The sequence below is a fragment of the Serratia sp. CY32780 genome (genome assembly GCF_052169135.1).
Lineage (GTDB): Bacteria > Pseudomonadota > Gammaproteobacteria > Enterobacterales > Enterobacteriaceae > Serratia > Serratia sarumanii.
Genome location: NZ_JBJNLI010000001.1, coordinates 2,586,386 through 2,601,553 on the forward strand (window position 1 = coordinate 2,586,386; position 15,168 = coordinate 2,601,553).

Genomic DNA, 15,168 nt, shown 5'->3' on the forward strand with positions numbered 1-15,168 from the left:
GGTTCCTTTAACCAGGGTTAACGAGAAAGGTCTGCAGCTCGGCGACGAAATCCTGCGGATTGGCCAGGTGCGCGTTGTGGCCGGCCTGCGGCACGATGCGCAACGGCAACCCGGCGTCGCGCGCCAGCCGTTGAAATTTGGGGTCGTTCTCACCGCACAGCACCCGCAGCGGCACGGTCAGTTGACGTAGCTGCGGCGCCAGATAGGGCTGCCGCCCGAGCGACGTGGCTTCGAGCATGTCGGCGATCGCCGGGCCGCTGTTGACCGAGCGCGCGGCGATCAGCGCCTGGCGGTGCACGTGGCTGAGCTCTTTGAACACCGGCTGCTGATACCAGTCCGCCAGGACCTCGGCGATCGGCTCACTGCGAAAACGCGCCGCCCACAGCGCATCCTGTTCGCAGCGCCGGCGGCGCTGTTCTTCGTCCTCCAGCCCCGGATTACCGCCCTCGACGATCACCCCCTGCAGGCCGGCATGGTGGCCGTGGCAGGCGTGATACATGGCGATGCGCCCGCCGAGCGAGTAGCCCACCAGCCAATAGCGTTCGATATTGCGCAGCTGCAGCGCGGCGGCGATCTGCGCGCTGATGTCGTCGAAGCCGCGGCAGCTCACCGCCACGGAATCGCCGTGGCCGGGCAGATCGATGGCCAGCGACGGCCATTCCGGGCTGCGCGCGGCGATCACCCGCCATTCATTGTTGTTGCCAAGCAGGCCATGCAGCCACACCAGCCACGGGCGGCCCGCCTCGCCCTGTTGCAAAATTCGCGTCGCCAGCATCATTGCACCGCCATCTGTTGCACCAGGTATTGCAGGCTTTCGGCCCCCGCGCTCGGCGGCACCTGCAGTTCGACAAGCGTGGCGCCGCCGCGCCGCCAGCCTTGCTCAACCGCCTGTTGCAGCTGGCCCCAGTTCGCCGGCCGCGCGTAACCCAGCTGGAACATCGCCGCCGCGTGGCTGAACTCGACGTTCTGCGGCATGCAGTAAAAGCGCTGACGATCCTCTTCCGGCGTCGGCAGCAGCGAGAAAATTTGGCCGCCGTTGTTGTTGACGACGATCAGCACCGTCGGCGCCGAGCTCTGGCGCAGCAGCGCCAGCGCATTGAGGTCATACAGTGCGGAAAGGTCGCCCACCACCGCCAACGTCGGTCTGGCGGTGGCGCGCTGCACGCCGGCTGCGGTGGAGATCAGGCCGTCGATGCCGCTGGCACCGCGGTTGCTGAATACCGGGTAGGCGACGGGCAATGGCGTTAACGCGTCGATCAGTCGCACCACCAGGCTGTTGCCGAGAAACAGCTGGCCGTTCTCCGGCAGCAGCTCCGGCAGGCGGTGCGCCAGTTGAGCTTCGCCAAAGTTATCGTGCAGATGCGTGGATGCCGCCGTCAGCGCTTTATCCGCCAGCACGGCCAGCCCGGCGGCCCAAGGCTGGCGCGGCTGCGCCGGGTGCTGTGCCAACCACTGCGCCACGCCGGCGCGCAGGCGCCGCCCCCGGTGCTGAGCCGGATCGAGCCGCCCCGGCAGCTCGTCGATGACCCAATACTCTTCCGGCCGACACTGCGCCTGCCACTGCAGCAGGCGTTTGCCGGTCAGGCTGCCGCCGAACTGCACCACCAGCTGCGCATCTTGCAGTACGCGCTGCGCCTGCGGGTGAGCGAGCCACAAATCGGCGCAGGGCAGCGGTTGCCCGGTCTGCGACAGCACGTCGCCGATCAGCGGCCAGCCCAGCGTTGCGGCCCATTCGGCCACCTGCGCGCCCTCTTGCGCGCTCATGCGCCCGGCCAACACCACGCCGCGCTTTTGCCGCCAGAAGAACCAGTCCGGCTGCGGCAATGGCGCCGCATGCGTCTCGCTTTCCTGCAGCCACGGGCGATCGCTCTGCCACCAGTCGCCCAGCGCGGCGGACCAGTCGGCAAAGTGACGTTCGTCGCCGCCGTACAGCGGCTCGGCGAACGGGCAGTTGATGTGCAAAGCGCCGTGCTGCAGGCGCGCCATCGCGCTGTCGACGCTGGAGGCCAGCCACGCGGCCGGAATATCCGGCGTAGGACGCGGCAGATCGATCGCCAGCGTCGGGTGGCTGCTGTAGAGGCCGTTTTGACGGATAGCTTGATTGGCGCCGCAGTCGATCAACTCCGGCGGCCGATCGGCGGTGAGAAACACCAGCCGCTCACCGGTCAGGCCGGCTTCAATCAACGCGGGATAAAGGTTGGCCGCCGCGGTGCCGGACGTGACGATCACCGCCACCGGCTCACGCGCCGCCTTCGCCAGCCCAAGCGCCAGATGGCCGAGCCCGCGCTCGTCAAAATGGGTATGACAGATAAACGATCGGTTAGCCGCGGCGGCCAGCGTCAGCGGCGTGGAGCGCGATCCCGGAGCGATACAAACATGCCGCACCCCATGGCGGGCCAGCGCCTCGAGCAGCACAGCCGCCCACCGGCGATTAAAAACACTTGTCGACATAGTTCGCTCACAAGTCAGTTAGCAGAGATCGTCTCCGGCGCAGCCGACGGACGCCGCGCCTGTAGTTACGCTCTGTATTATATGAGGTGTTATTTTCACGGCTTTTGCGCCAGCGCAAGAACGCCGTATATCCCTGGGCGTTTACACCAGATAATTATTTGATTTAGAACAAAAAATAAACAATAAAAACACAGATACTTTACACTTGCGGCGGCGCCGGCTCAATCCGTCCATACAAAAATAAGGGGAATAGAGGCACTCCGACGGCGGCTAGCGGGAAGTATAGGCGGGATAAGGGAAAGCCAGCGGGGAAACGGCGGGATGAACGTACCGCCGCGGAAAACATGGGGTGGCCTGCGCCGCCCCGATGGGTGATTTATTTGCGGGCCAGCAGCAGCCCCAGCACCAGCCCTACGGTGGCGCCGATGCCTACGCTGTGCCAGGGTTTATCCCGCACGTAGTCGTCGGTGCGGTGTACCGCTTCTTTGGCGCGCGCATAGTAGGATTCGCCGGTGTTCGCCCAGCGCGCCTTAACCTCACTCAGCGCCTGCTCGGCGTGCGACTTGATGTCGATGTAGGCCTGATCCGCGCGATCGCCGGTGTATTGCAGCACTTCTTCCAGCGTCTCGGTCAGCATTCTCAGATCGTCATCCAGCGTAGTTTGCTCAGCATCCGTATGTCTTGCCATAGTGAGATCTCCGTGGTTGAAAAATTAAGCGTTCCTACACTATAGACAAGGATCGCCGCCTGCGGCCATCGGACTTTTACCCTAAAACACCAATTGCACCTTGGCGGCCTGGCGCTTATCGCCGGCAAACTCCAGCGCCTGTGCCAGTTGCCCGCTGGCGAACTCCGCCGACAGCAACGGCAGCGGATCGACCACGTCGTCGGCCAGCCACGCCACCGCCAGCGCAAACTCCGCCACGAAGCGGAAGGATCCGAGCAGGTTCAACTCCTTGGCGATCAACAACATCAGCGGAAAATCGGGGAAGCTGGCGCCCATCCCCACCTGCACCACGGTGCCTTTGGCGCGGGTGATCTCCAGGCAGCGCTGCAGCGACTGCGGATGCCCCGCCACTTCGAAGGCGACGTCGAAATATCCTTTGTCCTGCTGATAACCGCTAACATCGTCTTCCGCGGCATGCAGGCACCGATCGGCCCCCATTTGCCTGGCGATCGCCAGGCAGCGCGGGCTGAGATCGGCACAGACAATCTCGGCGGCGCCCAGCGCTTTCAGCGCCGCCACCAGCAGGCAGCCGATCGGGCCGACGCCGGACACGAAGATCTTTTTCCCCGTCACGTCGCCGGGCTGCTTCGCCGCGTGGATCGCCACCGCCAGCGGTTCAGCGAACACCATCACCCTGTCGTCGCGATCGGCGCCGTAAGGAATGCACTGCGCGCTATCCACCACTTTGTATTGGGTAAAGGCCCCGTCGACGTGCGGAAAATACATCGCGCTGCCGAAAAAACGCATCTCGACGCATTGATTGCTTTGCTGCGCCAGACAGTATTTGCACTGCCCGCAGGGTTTGCTGGGATTGAGCGCCACCTTCTGCCCGACCGGCAGCTGCGGCGAATCGCTGGCGACCACCTCGCCGATCACCTCATGGCCCAGCACCATCGGCTGGCGCACCTGAAAATTGCCGACCCTGCCTTCCTGAAAGTAATGCAGATCCGAGCCGCAGATGCCGCCACGGCTGATTTTCACCAGCGTTCCCTGCCCCCGGTAATCCACTTCTTGCGCAATCACCGCCACGTCGCGTTTGCCATTGACCACGCAGGACTGGGTTTGAATTTTCATCTCAACACTCCACGAAAAAAGGTTACACCGCCGCCGACATGCCGCCATCGACAAACAGCAGTTGCCCGTTGACGAAGGCGGAGGCGTCGGCGGCCAGGAACACCGCCGCGCCGATCAACTCCTGCGGATCGCCCCAGCGTGCGGCGGGCGTGCGTTGGGTCAGCCAGGCGGTGAAGGCCGGATCGTCGGCCAGCGCCTGCGTCATCTCGGTTTTGAAGTAGCCGGGGGCGATGCCGTTGACCTGAATGTTGTAGCGCGCCAGCTCCACGCACATGCCGCGCGTCAGCATTTTCACCGCGCCCTTGGAGGCCGCATAAGGGGTGATGGTGTCCCGCCCCAGCTCGCTTTGCATCGAGCCGATGTTGACTATCTTGCCGCGCCGGCGCGGCACCATATAACGCGCCACGGTTTGCGACACGATGAAAACCGCCTTCTGGTTGACGGCGATGATGTCGTCCCAGTCTTGCTCCGGAAACTCGGTGAACGGGTGGCGGCGCTGGATGCCGGCGTTGTTGATCAAGACGTCTATCGCGCCGATATCCGCTTCGATACGATCGATGGCAGCATGCACCGCATGGGAATCGGTGACGTCGAACGCCGCCGCATCGGCGCGCAAGCCCTCTTCGCGCAGGCGATCGGCGGCGTGTCGGGCATGTTCGTCGGTGGTGGCGTTGACCAGAATATGCGCGCCTTGCTGCGCCAGGCCGCGCGCCAGCAGAAAACCGATGCCGCGCGAGGCGCCGGTGATCAAGACAATTTTGTTATCCAGTGAAAACAGGTTGTTCATGGTGATTCCCGGCCATCAGGCCTCCAATCGGACAGGCCTCTATCTCAGCCGATTGTTACCGGTAAAAACGTGATGGAAATCACTGAACATCATGTTACGAAACCCTGTTACCCTTAACGTGATCTCACGCAGGCAGCAAGCGGGAAAAAAGCAGTTATCCAATTGAAAAATAGCTATTTTTAATAGGATCGCATTCATTGTTATCGCCAAATCGATTTGTTAACATACCGCTATCTGCCCTTGCCGCGCCGCCCGTGAAGGCCACCGAATGAAACACCCTCGCGTTACGCTACAGGACATCGCGCAATTGGCCGGCGTGACCAAAATGACCGTCAGCCGCTTCCTGCGCACGCCGGAAAAAGTGGCGGCCGACACCGCCGAACGCATTGCGCAGGTCATGCGGGAGCTGAACGTCACAGATGCCGATACCGCACAGGCCGGCAGAAGACCGCGCATCGGCGTACTGATCCCCTCCTTCAACAACCAGATCTTCGCCGACCTGCTGGCCGGCATCGAATCCGTTACCCAAGCGCGGGGTTACCAAACGCTGGTGGTGAACTACGATTACAGCCCGCAGCGGGAAGAAGAGCAGATCGCACAGCTGTTGAGCTACCCGATCGCCGGGCTGATCCTCACCGACTCTGCGCATACCTTGCGCGCAGAGACCTACCTCGGCGCCGCCAAAATCCCCCTCGCGCAGGTGATGGATCTCGACGCGCCGCCGGGGCGGATTGCGGTGGGGTTTGATAATGAACAGGCGGGGTATGACATGACCGAAGCACTGCTCGCCAGCGGCAAACGGCATATCGTTTACTTTGGCGCCATGTCGGACGCCCGCGACAATAAACGCTATCGGGGGTACTGCCGCGCCATGGCGGCTCAGGGGCAAACGCCGCGCCAGATCACGCCGCATCGGGTCTCTTCGGTTTCGATCGGCGCCCACATGCTGGCGATGGCGCGCGAACGCTACCCGCAGTTGGACGGTATCCTGTGCACCAACGACGATCTGGCGGTGGGCGTGTTGCAGGCCTGCCTGCGTCTCGGCGTGCGCGTGCCGCAGGAGATTGCGCTATCGGGTTTTCACGGCCTGGATATTGGCCAGGCGACCACGCCGGGCATCGCCAGCGTGATCACGCCGCGCTTTGACATGGGGAAAACCGCCGCTGAAATGCTGCTGCTGCGGATCGCGGGCGAACCCTGCGCCGAGCGCCACGATCTGCACTACCGCCTCTCACTCGGCGGCACCGTTTGAGCCGGCATTCGGGCTGACCGGCTGTGCGGCACGGGCTTTTTCGCTGCGCGCCGCCCACCACAGACCGCTGTTTTTCATCGCATAGCCAAACAGCAAGCCCACCAACAGAGAAAGCGTCACCAGCGGCCAATCTCCGCCGCCGGCGAAGGTCGCACAGGCGCCGATAAAGGTGCCGGGCACAAACCCCAGCCACTGCTGTTTGGCCTGAATGCACATCAGGAACGCAACGACGCCGGTCAGCAGATACCCCAGCAGCTCCCACTGCGGCGCCAGTTCGCTGCCGTGGATGATCGCCATTGCCCAGAAGACGCCGCTGCAGCAGGTCAACGCGCCGATCAACAGCCCTTTCAGCCCGCCCTGCGGGCAGGCGAAATACGCCGTGCAGCCGAGAAAACCGGCCCAACCGATCAGCCCCAGGCTGACGGCAACCCAGCCCCACACGCTGGAGAGGATCCCGGTAGTAACGGCAATGGCGAAAAGAACGTTCATAAAGTGACCCGCGGCAAAAAGAAAGCGCGCAGTTTACCCGAAAGCCGGTTATTTCATGTGATTAAAATCACAATATAAATGCAATTAAAGAATGATTAATTAAATAAAAGAGACATACATCACAAAATTATTAACGTGGGAACCCTACACGTACCGTCATCCATGCCAACAACAGGCATACCGTGGTGCTGCTCAGGAATAGCAGATGGGTTGCCTGCTGCAGATCGACACGGTCGACCACGATCCCCAGCAAGATCGGCACCCAGTTGGCGATATAAGCGATAACGTAAAACAGTGAAAGCAAACGCGCATGGCTGGCCGGCGGCGAAATCAGGTTTACCAGGGTCGCGCTGCCGACGAAAATGGCGCCGTAAGCATAGCCGGCCACCACCAGGCCCGCAGCCGCCAGCCACAGTGAATGCCATTGGATCGCCGCAGCGAATACCACCGCCGCCAGCACCTGCGCCAGGCAACCGAACAACAGCGAATGACGGGCGTTAAGGCGGCGGCTCAGGATCTGGCTAATACCGGCGATCAACAGATACACCGCAATCGCATAGCCAAAGACGCCCCGCTGGTGCATGCCTAACAGCGTTTCCGCCACGCTGGGGCCAATAGCCAAAATGCTGGCGGCCAGGGCCCAACAGATAAACAGCGCCCCGGCACACACAAAGAATTTACCGCCGGTGGCGCGCAGGCCATCGAGCAGCGTGCTTTTTTCTGTCGCCGTCGGCGCAGCGCGGGTCGGCGCCGCGACCACGCCACGCGGCCACGAGAACATCACGCCCAACGCCGCCACGGCGGCAATGATCATGATGAAAACGAACGGCAGCGTCGTGGGATGAAAACCGGTCTGCAAAGCGATGCCGCTGAAGATCGGGCCCAGCGCCAACCCTGTGGTAAAGTACAACGTGGCGATCAGCGCGGCGTTTTTACCGCCGTCCTGTGGCCCAAAACGCACCAGGGCGATGTTTGCCGCCCCGGTCAATGCCCCGGTGCCCACCCCGGCCAGCAGTCGCGCCATGAGCATCATGACAAAGGTATCCGCCAGCGCAAACAGCAGCGCACCGCTCAACACCACCAGCAATGCCGGCACGATCACGCTGCGCAAATCCTTCACTTTGCCGGCCAGATTGCCGACGCCGAACAAAGAGATCAGTACGCCGGCGGCGTAGGCACCGTAAACGACGGTCAGGCTGACGGAACTCAGCGCAAACTGCTGCTGATACAGCGGATAAAGCGGTGTCGGCGCACTGCTGTTCAGCAATGCCGACATCAAAGCCAGCGCCAGGAACAATAAAATGGTCCTGCGCGACGCCTGAGCATTTTGCGGCGCCGCGATCTGGCTGGCGGTATTTTCTGACATGTTTAAACTCCCAAAGTCGGCAGACGGCGGCCTGCCATCGACATCTTTCTCACCCGGCGGGCCGGGAACGGCGCTTATCATAGCGTTACGGCGACGGGCGAAGTATCGTCAAGAATGAATCACCCTGATGCATTCTTGCATCACCGGAGAAATAACCGCCGATGTGCAGGCCGCTAGCCGTCTTTCTCTCCCCCAGGGCAGAGCAACGCTTTATGATATAACCCGTTATCATTCGTCCGGCCCGGCCTGTTTCCTACGGCGCCGACAAATCTGCAGAGAGGAAATGGCATGATAAATTGGGACGACGCGCGCTTCTTTTTGGCCGTCGCGCGCTGCGGCACGCTACGCAAAGCCGCCAGCCAGCTGCATGTCGATCAGGCGACCGTCGGTCGACGGCTGTCCGCTTTCGAGGATGCGCTCGGCTCCAAGCTGTTTATCCGCACGCCGAAATCCTTCGCCCTCAGCCCGCTGGGGGAGCAAATGCTGGCGGACGTGATGAAGATGGAAAATGCGGTGCAGGCGATCAACCGCAAAGCCGCCAGCGGTGACGAAAGCCTGAGCGGCAACGTGCGCATCGCCACCACCGATACCCTGGCCGAAGCCTTCGTGATGCCGGCGCTGCAAGATCTGCGGGAACGCTACCCCGCCATCACCGTCACGCTGTTGACGGCGGTCAACATCGCCGATATTTCTTACCACGGCGCGGATCTGGCGATCCGTGGCGCCCGCCCCGATGACGATGAGCTGATCATCAAACGCTTAGCCACCATCGAAATGGGTCTGTACGCCAGCCCACACTATCTGGCACGGCGCGGCATGCCGCTCAGGGGCGAGCAGCTGCGCGGCCACGATCTGCTGATGTTCCCGCGCGATCTGGTGCCGCGCCACTGGAACAATTTCTGCGGCGAGGCCCTGCACGAGCCCAACGTGGTGCTGCAATGCAATTCGCAGCTACTGCTGCGTTCCGCCACCCGCAGCGGGCTGGGCATCGGCCTGCTCTCCGCGTTTTTGGCGGACAAAGACCCGGAGCTGGTGCGCCTGTTGCCGGAGAACAAAGACTGGGTGGATATCTGGCTGGTGCTGCATCCCGATTTGCAACGCGCCGCCCGCGTGCGCGCGGTAGTGCAGGCGCTGGAAACCTCGTTTAACGCCCATTACGGCTGAGTGCCGTTTCCCCATAAAAAAAGGCCGCCGAAGCGACCTTTTTATCGTTTGAAGGGTTATCAGAACGTCGGCTGCGCCATCTGCACCAGCGAAATCAGCGGCTGCGGATAGACGCCCAGCAGCAGCACCAGCGCGGCGGAGATCAGCACCACGACGCCACCGGCGGTCAACGCCCAGTTGTTCGGGGTATCGCGCTGCAGCGATTCCGGCGCGCTGAGGAACAGGCTGACGGTCACGCGCAGGTAGTAGTACAGGCCGATGGCGCTGCCTACCACGACTGCGCCGGTCAGCCACCACAGGTGTGCGCTGACACCCATCGCGATCACGAAGAACTTACCGATAAAGCCCAGCGTCATCGGGATACCGGCCAGCGACAGCATCATCACCGTCATCACCGCGGACAAGATTGGCTTATGCCAGAACAGACCACGGTAAGAGAACAGCGAATCCGCATCCGGGCCGCGGTACGGGCTGGACATCAGGCTGACCACGCCGAAGGCGCCCAGGCTGCTGAACAGGTAACCGGCCAGGTAAACGCCGGCGGTTTCCAGCGACAGCTGATGGGTTTGCACCGCAATCAGCGCCACCAGCAGGTAGCCCAGGTGAGCGATCGACGAGTAGCCCAGCAGACGCTTGATGTTGGTCTGGCTGATGGCCATCAGGTTACCGAACAAGATGGAGCAGAACGCGATGATCGACAGCACCATGCGCAGCGCTTCGTTGTCGGCGGCCGGGGCATACAGGAACAGACGCATCACGACCGCGAAGATCGCGATCTTGCTGGCGGTCGCCAGGAAGGTCGAGACCGGCGCAGGCGCGCCCTGATACACGTCCGGCGTCCACAGTTGGAACGGCACCAGCGACAGCTTGAAGCCCAGACCGACGATCATCATGCCCATACCGGCCAGGATCAGCGGTTGGTGCATCATGTTTTCCTGCAGGCTCTTGCCGAGGCCGGCCAGCGACAGATCGCCGGATTCGGCATACAGCAGCGCCATGCCGAACAGCAGGAACGACGACGCGGCGGCGGACAGCAGCATGTACTTGATGGCGGCTTCCAGCGGGCGCTTCTGGCGGTAGGCGTAGCCCACCAGGCCGAACAGCGGCAGCGAGATCAGCTCGATACCGATGAACAGCGAAGCCAGATGGTTGGCGCTCGCCAGCAGGATGCCGCCCATGGCGGCGATCAGCACCAGCAGGTAGAACTCTTCGCGGTTATCCGGATAGCCGACCAGCCACGGATAGGCGAAGGTGCAGGTCGCCAGGCTCGCCAGCAGCACCAGCCCGGTGTAGAACATCGAGTAACCGTCAACCCGCAGCAGCGGGGTGACGTCCATTGGGCCTGCCTGGCCGACAAAGTACAGCGAAAGCAGCGCCAGGTTGAGACCGATCACGGTCAGGGTGGCGTTGATAAAGTGGTCGCGTCGCCACGCAATGCCTAGCATCACAACCACCACCGTCAATCCGACGATCAACAGCGGCAGCAGTGCGATCAGTTGTTGAGGAGTTATTGTCATGGCGAATTACGGCCTTGTTGTTGAAATTGCTGAAACTGACGAACCAAACCAGTGTTGCACGTTGCTCATCGCCGCGTTGGAAGTATCCAGAATCGGCTGCGGGTAAACCCCCAGCAGAACCAGCAACACCACCAGCAGCAGAATGATGAACAGTTCGCGCGCGGTCATGCCCTGCAGCGGCTGGTCGGATTTAGGCGCACCGTAGTAAGCGCGCTGCATCATGATCAGCGAGTAAACCGAAGCGAACACCAGACCGAAGGTAGAAATCACGGTGATCACCGGCACCACCTGGTAGCTGCCGAACAGAATCATGAATTCGCCGACGAAGTTACCGGTACCCGGCATCCCCAGCGTAGCCACAGCGAAGAACAGCGACAGCGCAGGGATGAACTTGATACGCCCCCACAGGCCGCCCATCTGACGCATGTCGCGGGTATGCAGGCGCTCATACAGCTGGCCGCAGATGATAAACATACCGGCGGCGGACAGGCCGTGCGCGATCATCTGGATCACCGCGCCCTGATAAGCCAACTGGCTGCCGGTGTAGATGGCGATCAGCACGAAGCCCATGTGCGAGACCGAGGTGTAGGCGATCAGACGCTTGATGTCGGTCTGCGCGAACGCCATCCAGGCGCCGTAGAAGATGCCGATCACGCCCAGCCACATGGCGATTGGCGCAAACTCGTGCGAAGCCTCAGGGAACAGCGGCAGGCTGAAACGCAGCAGGCCGTAGGCCGCGGTTTTCAGCAAGATGCCCGCCAGGTCGACGGAACCTGCGGTCGGCGCCTGGCTGTGCGCGTCCGGCAACCAGCCGTGCAGCGGCACCACCGGCATTTTCACCGCGAAAGCGATGAAGAAGCCTAGCATCAACAGATATTGCACGTTGTGGGACATCGGCGTTTGCAGCAGGTCTTCGTAATCGAAGGTCCACACGCCGGTGGCGTTGTAGTGCACGAACACCAGGCCCAGGATCGCAATCAGCATCACCAGACCGCTGGCCTGGGTGTAGATGAAGAACTTGGTCGCCGCGGTGATGCGGGTTTTACCGTCCGACGCCTTGTGGCCCCACAGCGCGATCAGGAAGTACATCGGCACCAACATCATTTCCCAGAAGAAGAAGAACAGGAACATGTCGATGGCGAGGAACACGCCGATAACGCCGCCCAGGATCCACAGCAGGTTGAGGTGGAAGAAGCCCTGATACTTCTGGATTTCACGCCAGGAACAGAGGATCGCCAGCACGCCCAGCAGACCGGTCAACACCACCATCAGCAGCGACAGGCCGTCCAGCGCCAGGTGGATGGAGATGCCGAAGCGCGGGATCCACGGCAGCAGGAATTCGCTCTGCCACTGCGGAATGCCTTTCGGCGTGGTCAAGGTATAGCCGCCCTGCAGCCACAGCTGCAGAGAGAGCGCCAACGTCAGCCCCATTGCGATCAGCGCTATCCAGCGCGGCACCTTAGTACCGAAGCGCTCAAGCTGCCAGCACAGCAGACCGCCGATAAAGGGGATAAGAATTAGCCAAGGTAATAGCATGGCGTTTTGTGTCCCTTATACGAATAATTTCAAACTTTGTACGTAGCGCCTGCCCGGCGCTACGCCCGAAAAATGCGTCTGTTTAAATTATTCAATTAAACCAAAATCAACAGAGCCAATACGACCACTGCACCCACACCCATAGACGCTATATACCAACGCACCTGACCGTTCTCGCTCACCGTCAGACCGCGGTTCCCCCAGCGGGAGAAGACGGCCGGCAGGTTCATCAGCGAGTTCAGCGGATCGCGCTGCAGCAGCTTCGCAATGCCCAGGTACGGCTTGACGAACACTTTGTCATACAGCCAGTCGAAGCCCCAGGCATGGAACCACCAGGTCGAGAAGAAACGCCCCGGCGCGCTGTTGGCGATGCTGTTGACCAGGCTGCGTTTGCCCAGCCACAGCGCGGCCGCCAGCAGAATGCCGACGATAGCCACCACGCCGGAGGTGATTTCCAGCGTCAGCACGCTGCCGTGCGCCAGCTCGGTCGTCTCCGGCAGCACGCCCTGCAACGGCGGCACGATCATCGCGCCGACGAAGGTGGACAGCACCAGCAGAACCAGCAGCGGCAGGTGGTGAGTGATGCCTTTACCGGCATGCGCTTTGATTTTCTCTTCGCCGTGGAACACGATGAAAATCATACGGAAGGTGTACAGCGAGGTCATGAATGCGCCGACCAGGCCGGCCACCATCAGGTTGATGTGGCCGTTGGCCATCGCGCCCGCCAGGATCTCGTCCTTACTGAAGAAGCCGGCCGTGACCAGCGGCAACGCAGACAGCGCCGCGCCACCCACCAGGAAGCAGACGTACACCAGCGGGATGCTCTTGCGCAGGCCGCCCATCTTGAAGATGTTTTGCTCGTGGTGGCAAGCCAGGATCACCGAACCGGACGACAGGAACAGCAGCGCCTTGAAGAACGCGTGGGTCATCAGGTGGAAGATCGCCGCGTCCCATGCCTGCACGCCCAGCGCCAGGAACATGTAACCGATCTGGCTCATGGTGGAGTAAGCGAGCACGCGCTTGATGTCGGTCTGCACCAGCGCGGCGAAGCCGGCCAGCAGCAGGGTGACCGCACCGACGATGCCCACCAGGTGCAGCACTTCCGGCGCCATCAGGAACAGGCCGTGCGTACGGGCGATCAGATAGACGCCCGCGGTCACCATGGTCGCCGCGTGGATCAGTGCGGAAACCGGGGTTGGGCCCGCCATCGCGTCCGCCAACCAGGTTTGCAACGGCAGCTGCGCCGATTTACCGACCGCGCCGCCCAGCAGCATCAGGGTCGCCCAGGTGATGGCCGTATCGCCCACCGCCAGTTTCTGCGGTGCCAGGATCATCAGCTCGCGGATGTTCAGCGTGCCCAGCTCGTTGTAGAGGATGAACAGCGCGAACGCCAGGAACACGTCGCCCACGCGGGTCACGATGAAGGCTTTCATCGCCGCCGCGCCGTTGGCCGGATCTTTGTAGTAGAAGCCGATCAACAGGTAGCTGCACAGGCCCACGCCTTCCCAACCCAGATACATCAGCAGCAGGTTGTCCGCCAGCACCAAGACCACCATGCTGGCGATAAACAGGTTGGTGTAAGCGAAGAAGCGCGAATAGCCCTCTTCACCGCGCATGTACCAGGAGGCGAACATGTGGATGAAGAAGCCGACGCCGGTGACCACCGACAGCATGGTCAGCGACAGGCCGTCCAGCACCAGGGTCACACCGATATTGAAGTTGCCGACGGCCATCCAGGTCCACAGGCTTTGCTCGAACAGCTGCACGCCGGCGGCTTTCTGGGCGAAGAAATCCATCGCCACATACACCGTGACCAGCGCAGCCAGGCCGATAGAGCCCACGCCGACGGTGGCCGCCGTGTTCTCAGACCAACGACCGCGGGAAAATGCCAACAGCAGGAACCCGATCAGCGGTAGCAGAATTGTTAAATATAATAGGTTCATCCGCGCATCTCACTGACAGTATCAATATTCAGGGTATGACGACGACGGTAGAGCTGCAGCAGCAGCGCCAGGCCGATACTGGCCTCGGCTGCCGCCAGGCTGATCGCCAGGATGTACATCACCTGCCCGTCCGCCTGGCCCCAGTAGCTTCCCGCCACGATAAACGCCAACGCCGCGGCGTTGATCATCACTTCCAGGCTGATCAGCATAAACAGCAGGTTGCGGCGCACCAGCAGCCCGGTCAGCCCGAGCACAAACAGGATAGCCGCCAGGATCAGGCCGTGTTGAAGAGGGATCATGCTTGCTCCTCCGATTTTCTTCTCGCCATTTCGCCACTCGCCGGCGCGTTGCTCAGCACCTCGCCAGGCTTGTGCTCGCGGCCGATATGGAAGGCGACAACCAGACCCGCCAACAGCAGCATTGAAGCCAGCTCAACCGCCAATACGTAAGGCCCGAACAGGCTGATGCCCACCGCCTTCGCGTCGACCATCTCGCCGCTGATACCCTGGTCGGATACGCTGCGGATCGCGACGATCAATACCACCAGCAGCGCCAGCGACAACAGGCCAGGCCCGATCCACACCGTCGGCTTCATCCAGTCGCGCTCTTGCTGCTGCACGTTGCCGAGGTTCAGCATCATCACCACGAACACGAACAGCACCATGATGGCGCCCGCATAGACGATGATTTCCAACGCGGCGGCAAAGTAGGCGCCGAGCGAGAAGAAGACTGCCGAGATCGCCAATAACGAGACGATCAGATACAGCAGCGCATGCACAGGGTTGGTATGGGTGATCACGCGAATCGTCGCGGCCACCGCAATCAAACCTGCCAGGTAAAATGCAATTTCCATGCTTGCTGG

Annotated in this window: 14 protein-coding genes; 2 read left to right on the forward strand and 12 right to left on the reverse strand. The window is 61.8% G+C overall.

Going from position 1 to position 15,168, the window contains the following annotated elements; genetic code table 11:
- Positions 1-7 precede the first annotated feature (7 nt).
- From menH to idnO, 5 genes are all read right to left on the reverse strand, one after another.
- Positions 8-778 (reverse strand): 2-succinyl-6-hydroxy-2,4-cyclohexadiene-1-carboxylate synthase, encoded by a 771-nt coding sequence (menH, locus tag ACJ8HH_RS12495; RefSeq protein ID WP_033648035.1) that lies wholly within the window; start codon positions 776-778, stop codon positions 8-10.
- Positions 775-2,451, reverse strand: a complete 1,677-nt coding sequence (menD, locus tag ACJ8HH_RS12500) for a 2-succinyl-5-enolpyruvyl-6-hydroxy-3-cyclohexene-1-carboxylic-acid synthase (protein ID WP_049213520.1) — start codon at positions 2,449-2,451, stop codon at positions 775-777. Before menD ends, menH begins: the two co-directional genes overlap by 4 nt.
- A 376-nt stretch (positions 2,452-2,827) precedes the next feature.
- Positions 2,828-3,139: a stress response protein ElaB gene (elaB, locus tag ACJ8HH_RS12505; RefSeq protein ID WP_025303653.1), complete on the reverse strand. Its 312-nt coding sequence runs from the start codon at positions 3,137-3,139 to the stop codon at positions 2,828-2,830.
- Positions 3,140-3,220: 81 nt separating this feature from the next.
- A complete protein-coding gene (idnD, locus tag ACJ8HH_RS12510) occupies positions 3,221-4,252 on the reverse strand; it encodes an L-idonate 5-dehydrogenase (protein WP_060451724.1) in 1,032 nt (343 codons plus the stop codon).
- 22 nt (positions 4,253-4,274) lie between these two features.
- Positions 4,275-5,039, reverse strand: a complete 765-nt coding sequence (idnO, locus tag ACJ8HH_RS12515) for a gluconate 5-dehydrogenase (protein ID WP_060430680.1) — start codon at positions 5,037-5,039, stop codon at positions 4,275-4,277.
- A gap of 268 nt (positions 5,040-5,307) precedes the next feature.
- Here idnO and ACJ8HH_RS12520 point away from each other — a divergent pair, with 268 nt between their 5' ends.
- Entirely contained in the window at positions 5,308-6,291 is a 984-nt protein-coding gene (locus tag ACJ8HH_RS12520) for a LacI family DNA-binding transcriptional regulator (RefSeq protein WP_033648039.1), read from the forward strand.
- Here ACJ8HH_RS12520 and ACJ8HH_RS12525 read toward each other — a convergent pair.
- Both ACJ8HH_RS12525 and ACJ8HH_RS12530 read right to left on the reverse strand, forming a co-directional pair.
- Positions 6,271-6,780, reverse strand: coding sequence for a DUF1097 domain-containing protein (locus ACJ8HH_RS12525; RefSeq protein ID WP_060451725.1), 510 nt, complete (start codon positions 6,778-6,780; stop codon positions 6,271-6,273). The genes ACJ8HH_RS12520 and ACJ8HH_RS12525 overlap by 21 nt on opposite strands.
- 130 nt (positions 6,781-6,910) lie before the next feature.
- Entirely contained in the window at positions 6,911-8,146 is a 1,236-nt protein-coding gene (locus ACJ8HH_RS12530) for an MFS transporter (protein WP_442520233.1), read from the reverse strand.
- A gap of 288 nt (positions 8,147-8,434) precedes the next feature.
- Between ACJ8HH_RS12530 and ACJ8HH_RS12535 the strand changes: the two genes are divergently transcribed.
- The gene (locus ACJ8HH_RS12535; RefSeq protein WP_060451726.1) at positions 8,435-9,310 is read left to right on the forward strand and encodes a LysR family transcriptional regulator; all 876 of its coding nucleotides are present in this window, start codon (positions 8,435-8,437) and stop codon (positions 9,308-9,310) included.
- A 59-nt stretch (positions 9,311-9,369) separates the two neighbouring features.
- On the opposite strand, the gene nuoN is transcribed toward ACJ8HH_RS12535, so the two are convergent.
- From nuoN to nuoJ, 5 genes are all read right to left on the reverse strand, one after another.
- A complete protein-coding gene (gene nuoN / locus ACJ8HH_RS12540) occupies positions 9,370-10,827 on the reverse strand; it encodes an NADH-quinone oxidoreductase subunit NuoN (protein ID WP_033635324.1) in 1,458 nt (485 codons plus the stop codon).
- Positions 10,828-10,833: 6 nt separating this feature from the next.
- Positions 10,834-12,363: an NADH-quinone oxidoreductase subunit M gene (nuoM, locus tag ACJ8HH_RS12545; protein ID WP_033648043.1), complete on the reverse strand. Its 1,530-nt coding sequence runs from the start codon at positions 12,361-12,363 to the stop codon at positions 10,834-10,836.
- Positions 12,364-12,458: 95 nt separating this feature from the next.
- A complete protein-coding gene (nuoL, locus tag ACJ8HH_RS12550) occupies positions 12,459-14,306 on the reverse strand; it encodes an NADH-quinone oxidoreductase subunit L (RefSeq protein WP_015378577.1) in 1,848 nt (615 codons plus the stop codon).
- Positions 14,303-14,605 (reverse strand): NADH-quinone oxidoreductase subunit NuoK, encoded by a 303-nt coding sequence (gene nuoK / locus ACJ8HH_RS12555; protein ID WP_004936014.1) that lies wholly within the window; start codon positions 14,603-14,605, stop codon positions 14,303-14,305. Before nuoK ends, nuoL begins: the two co-directional genes overlap by 4 nt.
- Positions 14,602-15,159, reverse strand: coding sequence for an NADH-quinone oxidoreductase subunit J (gene nuoJ / locus ACJ8HH_RS12560; protein WP_019453717.1), 558 nt, complete (start codon positions 15,157-15,159; stop codon positions 14,602-14,604). Before nuoJ ends, nuoK begins: the two co-directional genes overlap by 4 nt.
- Positions 15,160-15,168 lie beyond the last annotated feature (9 nt).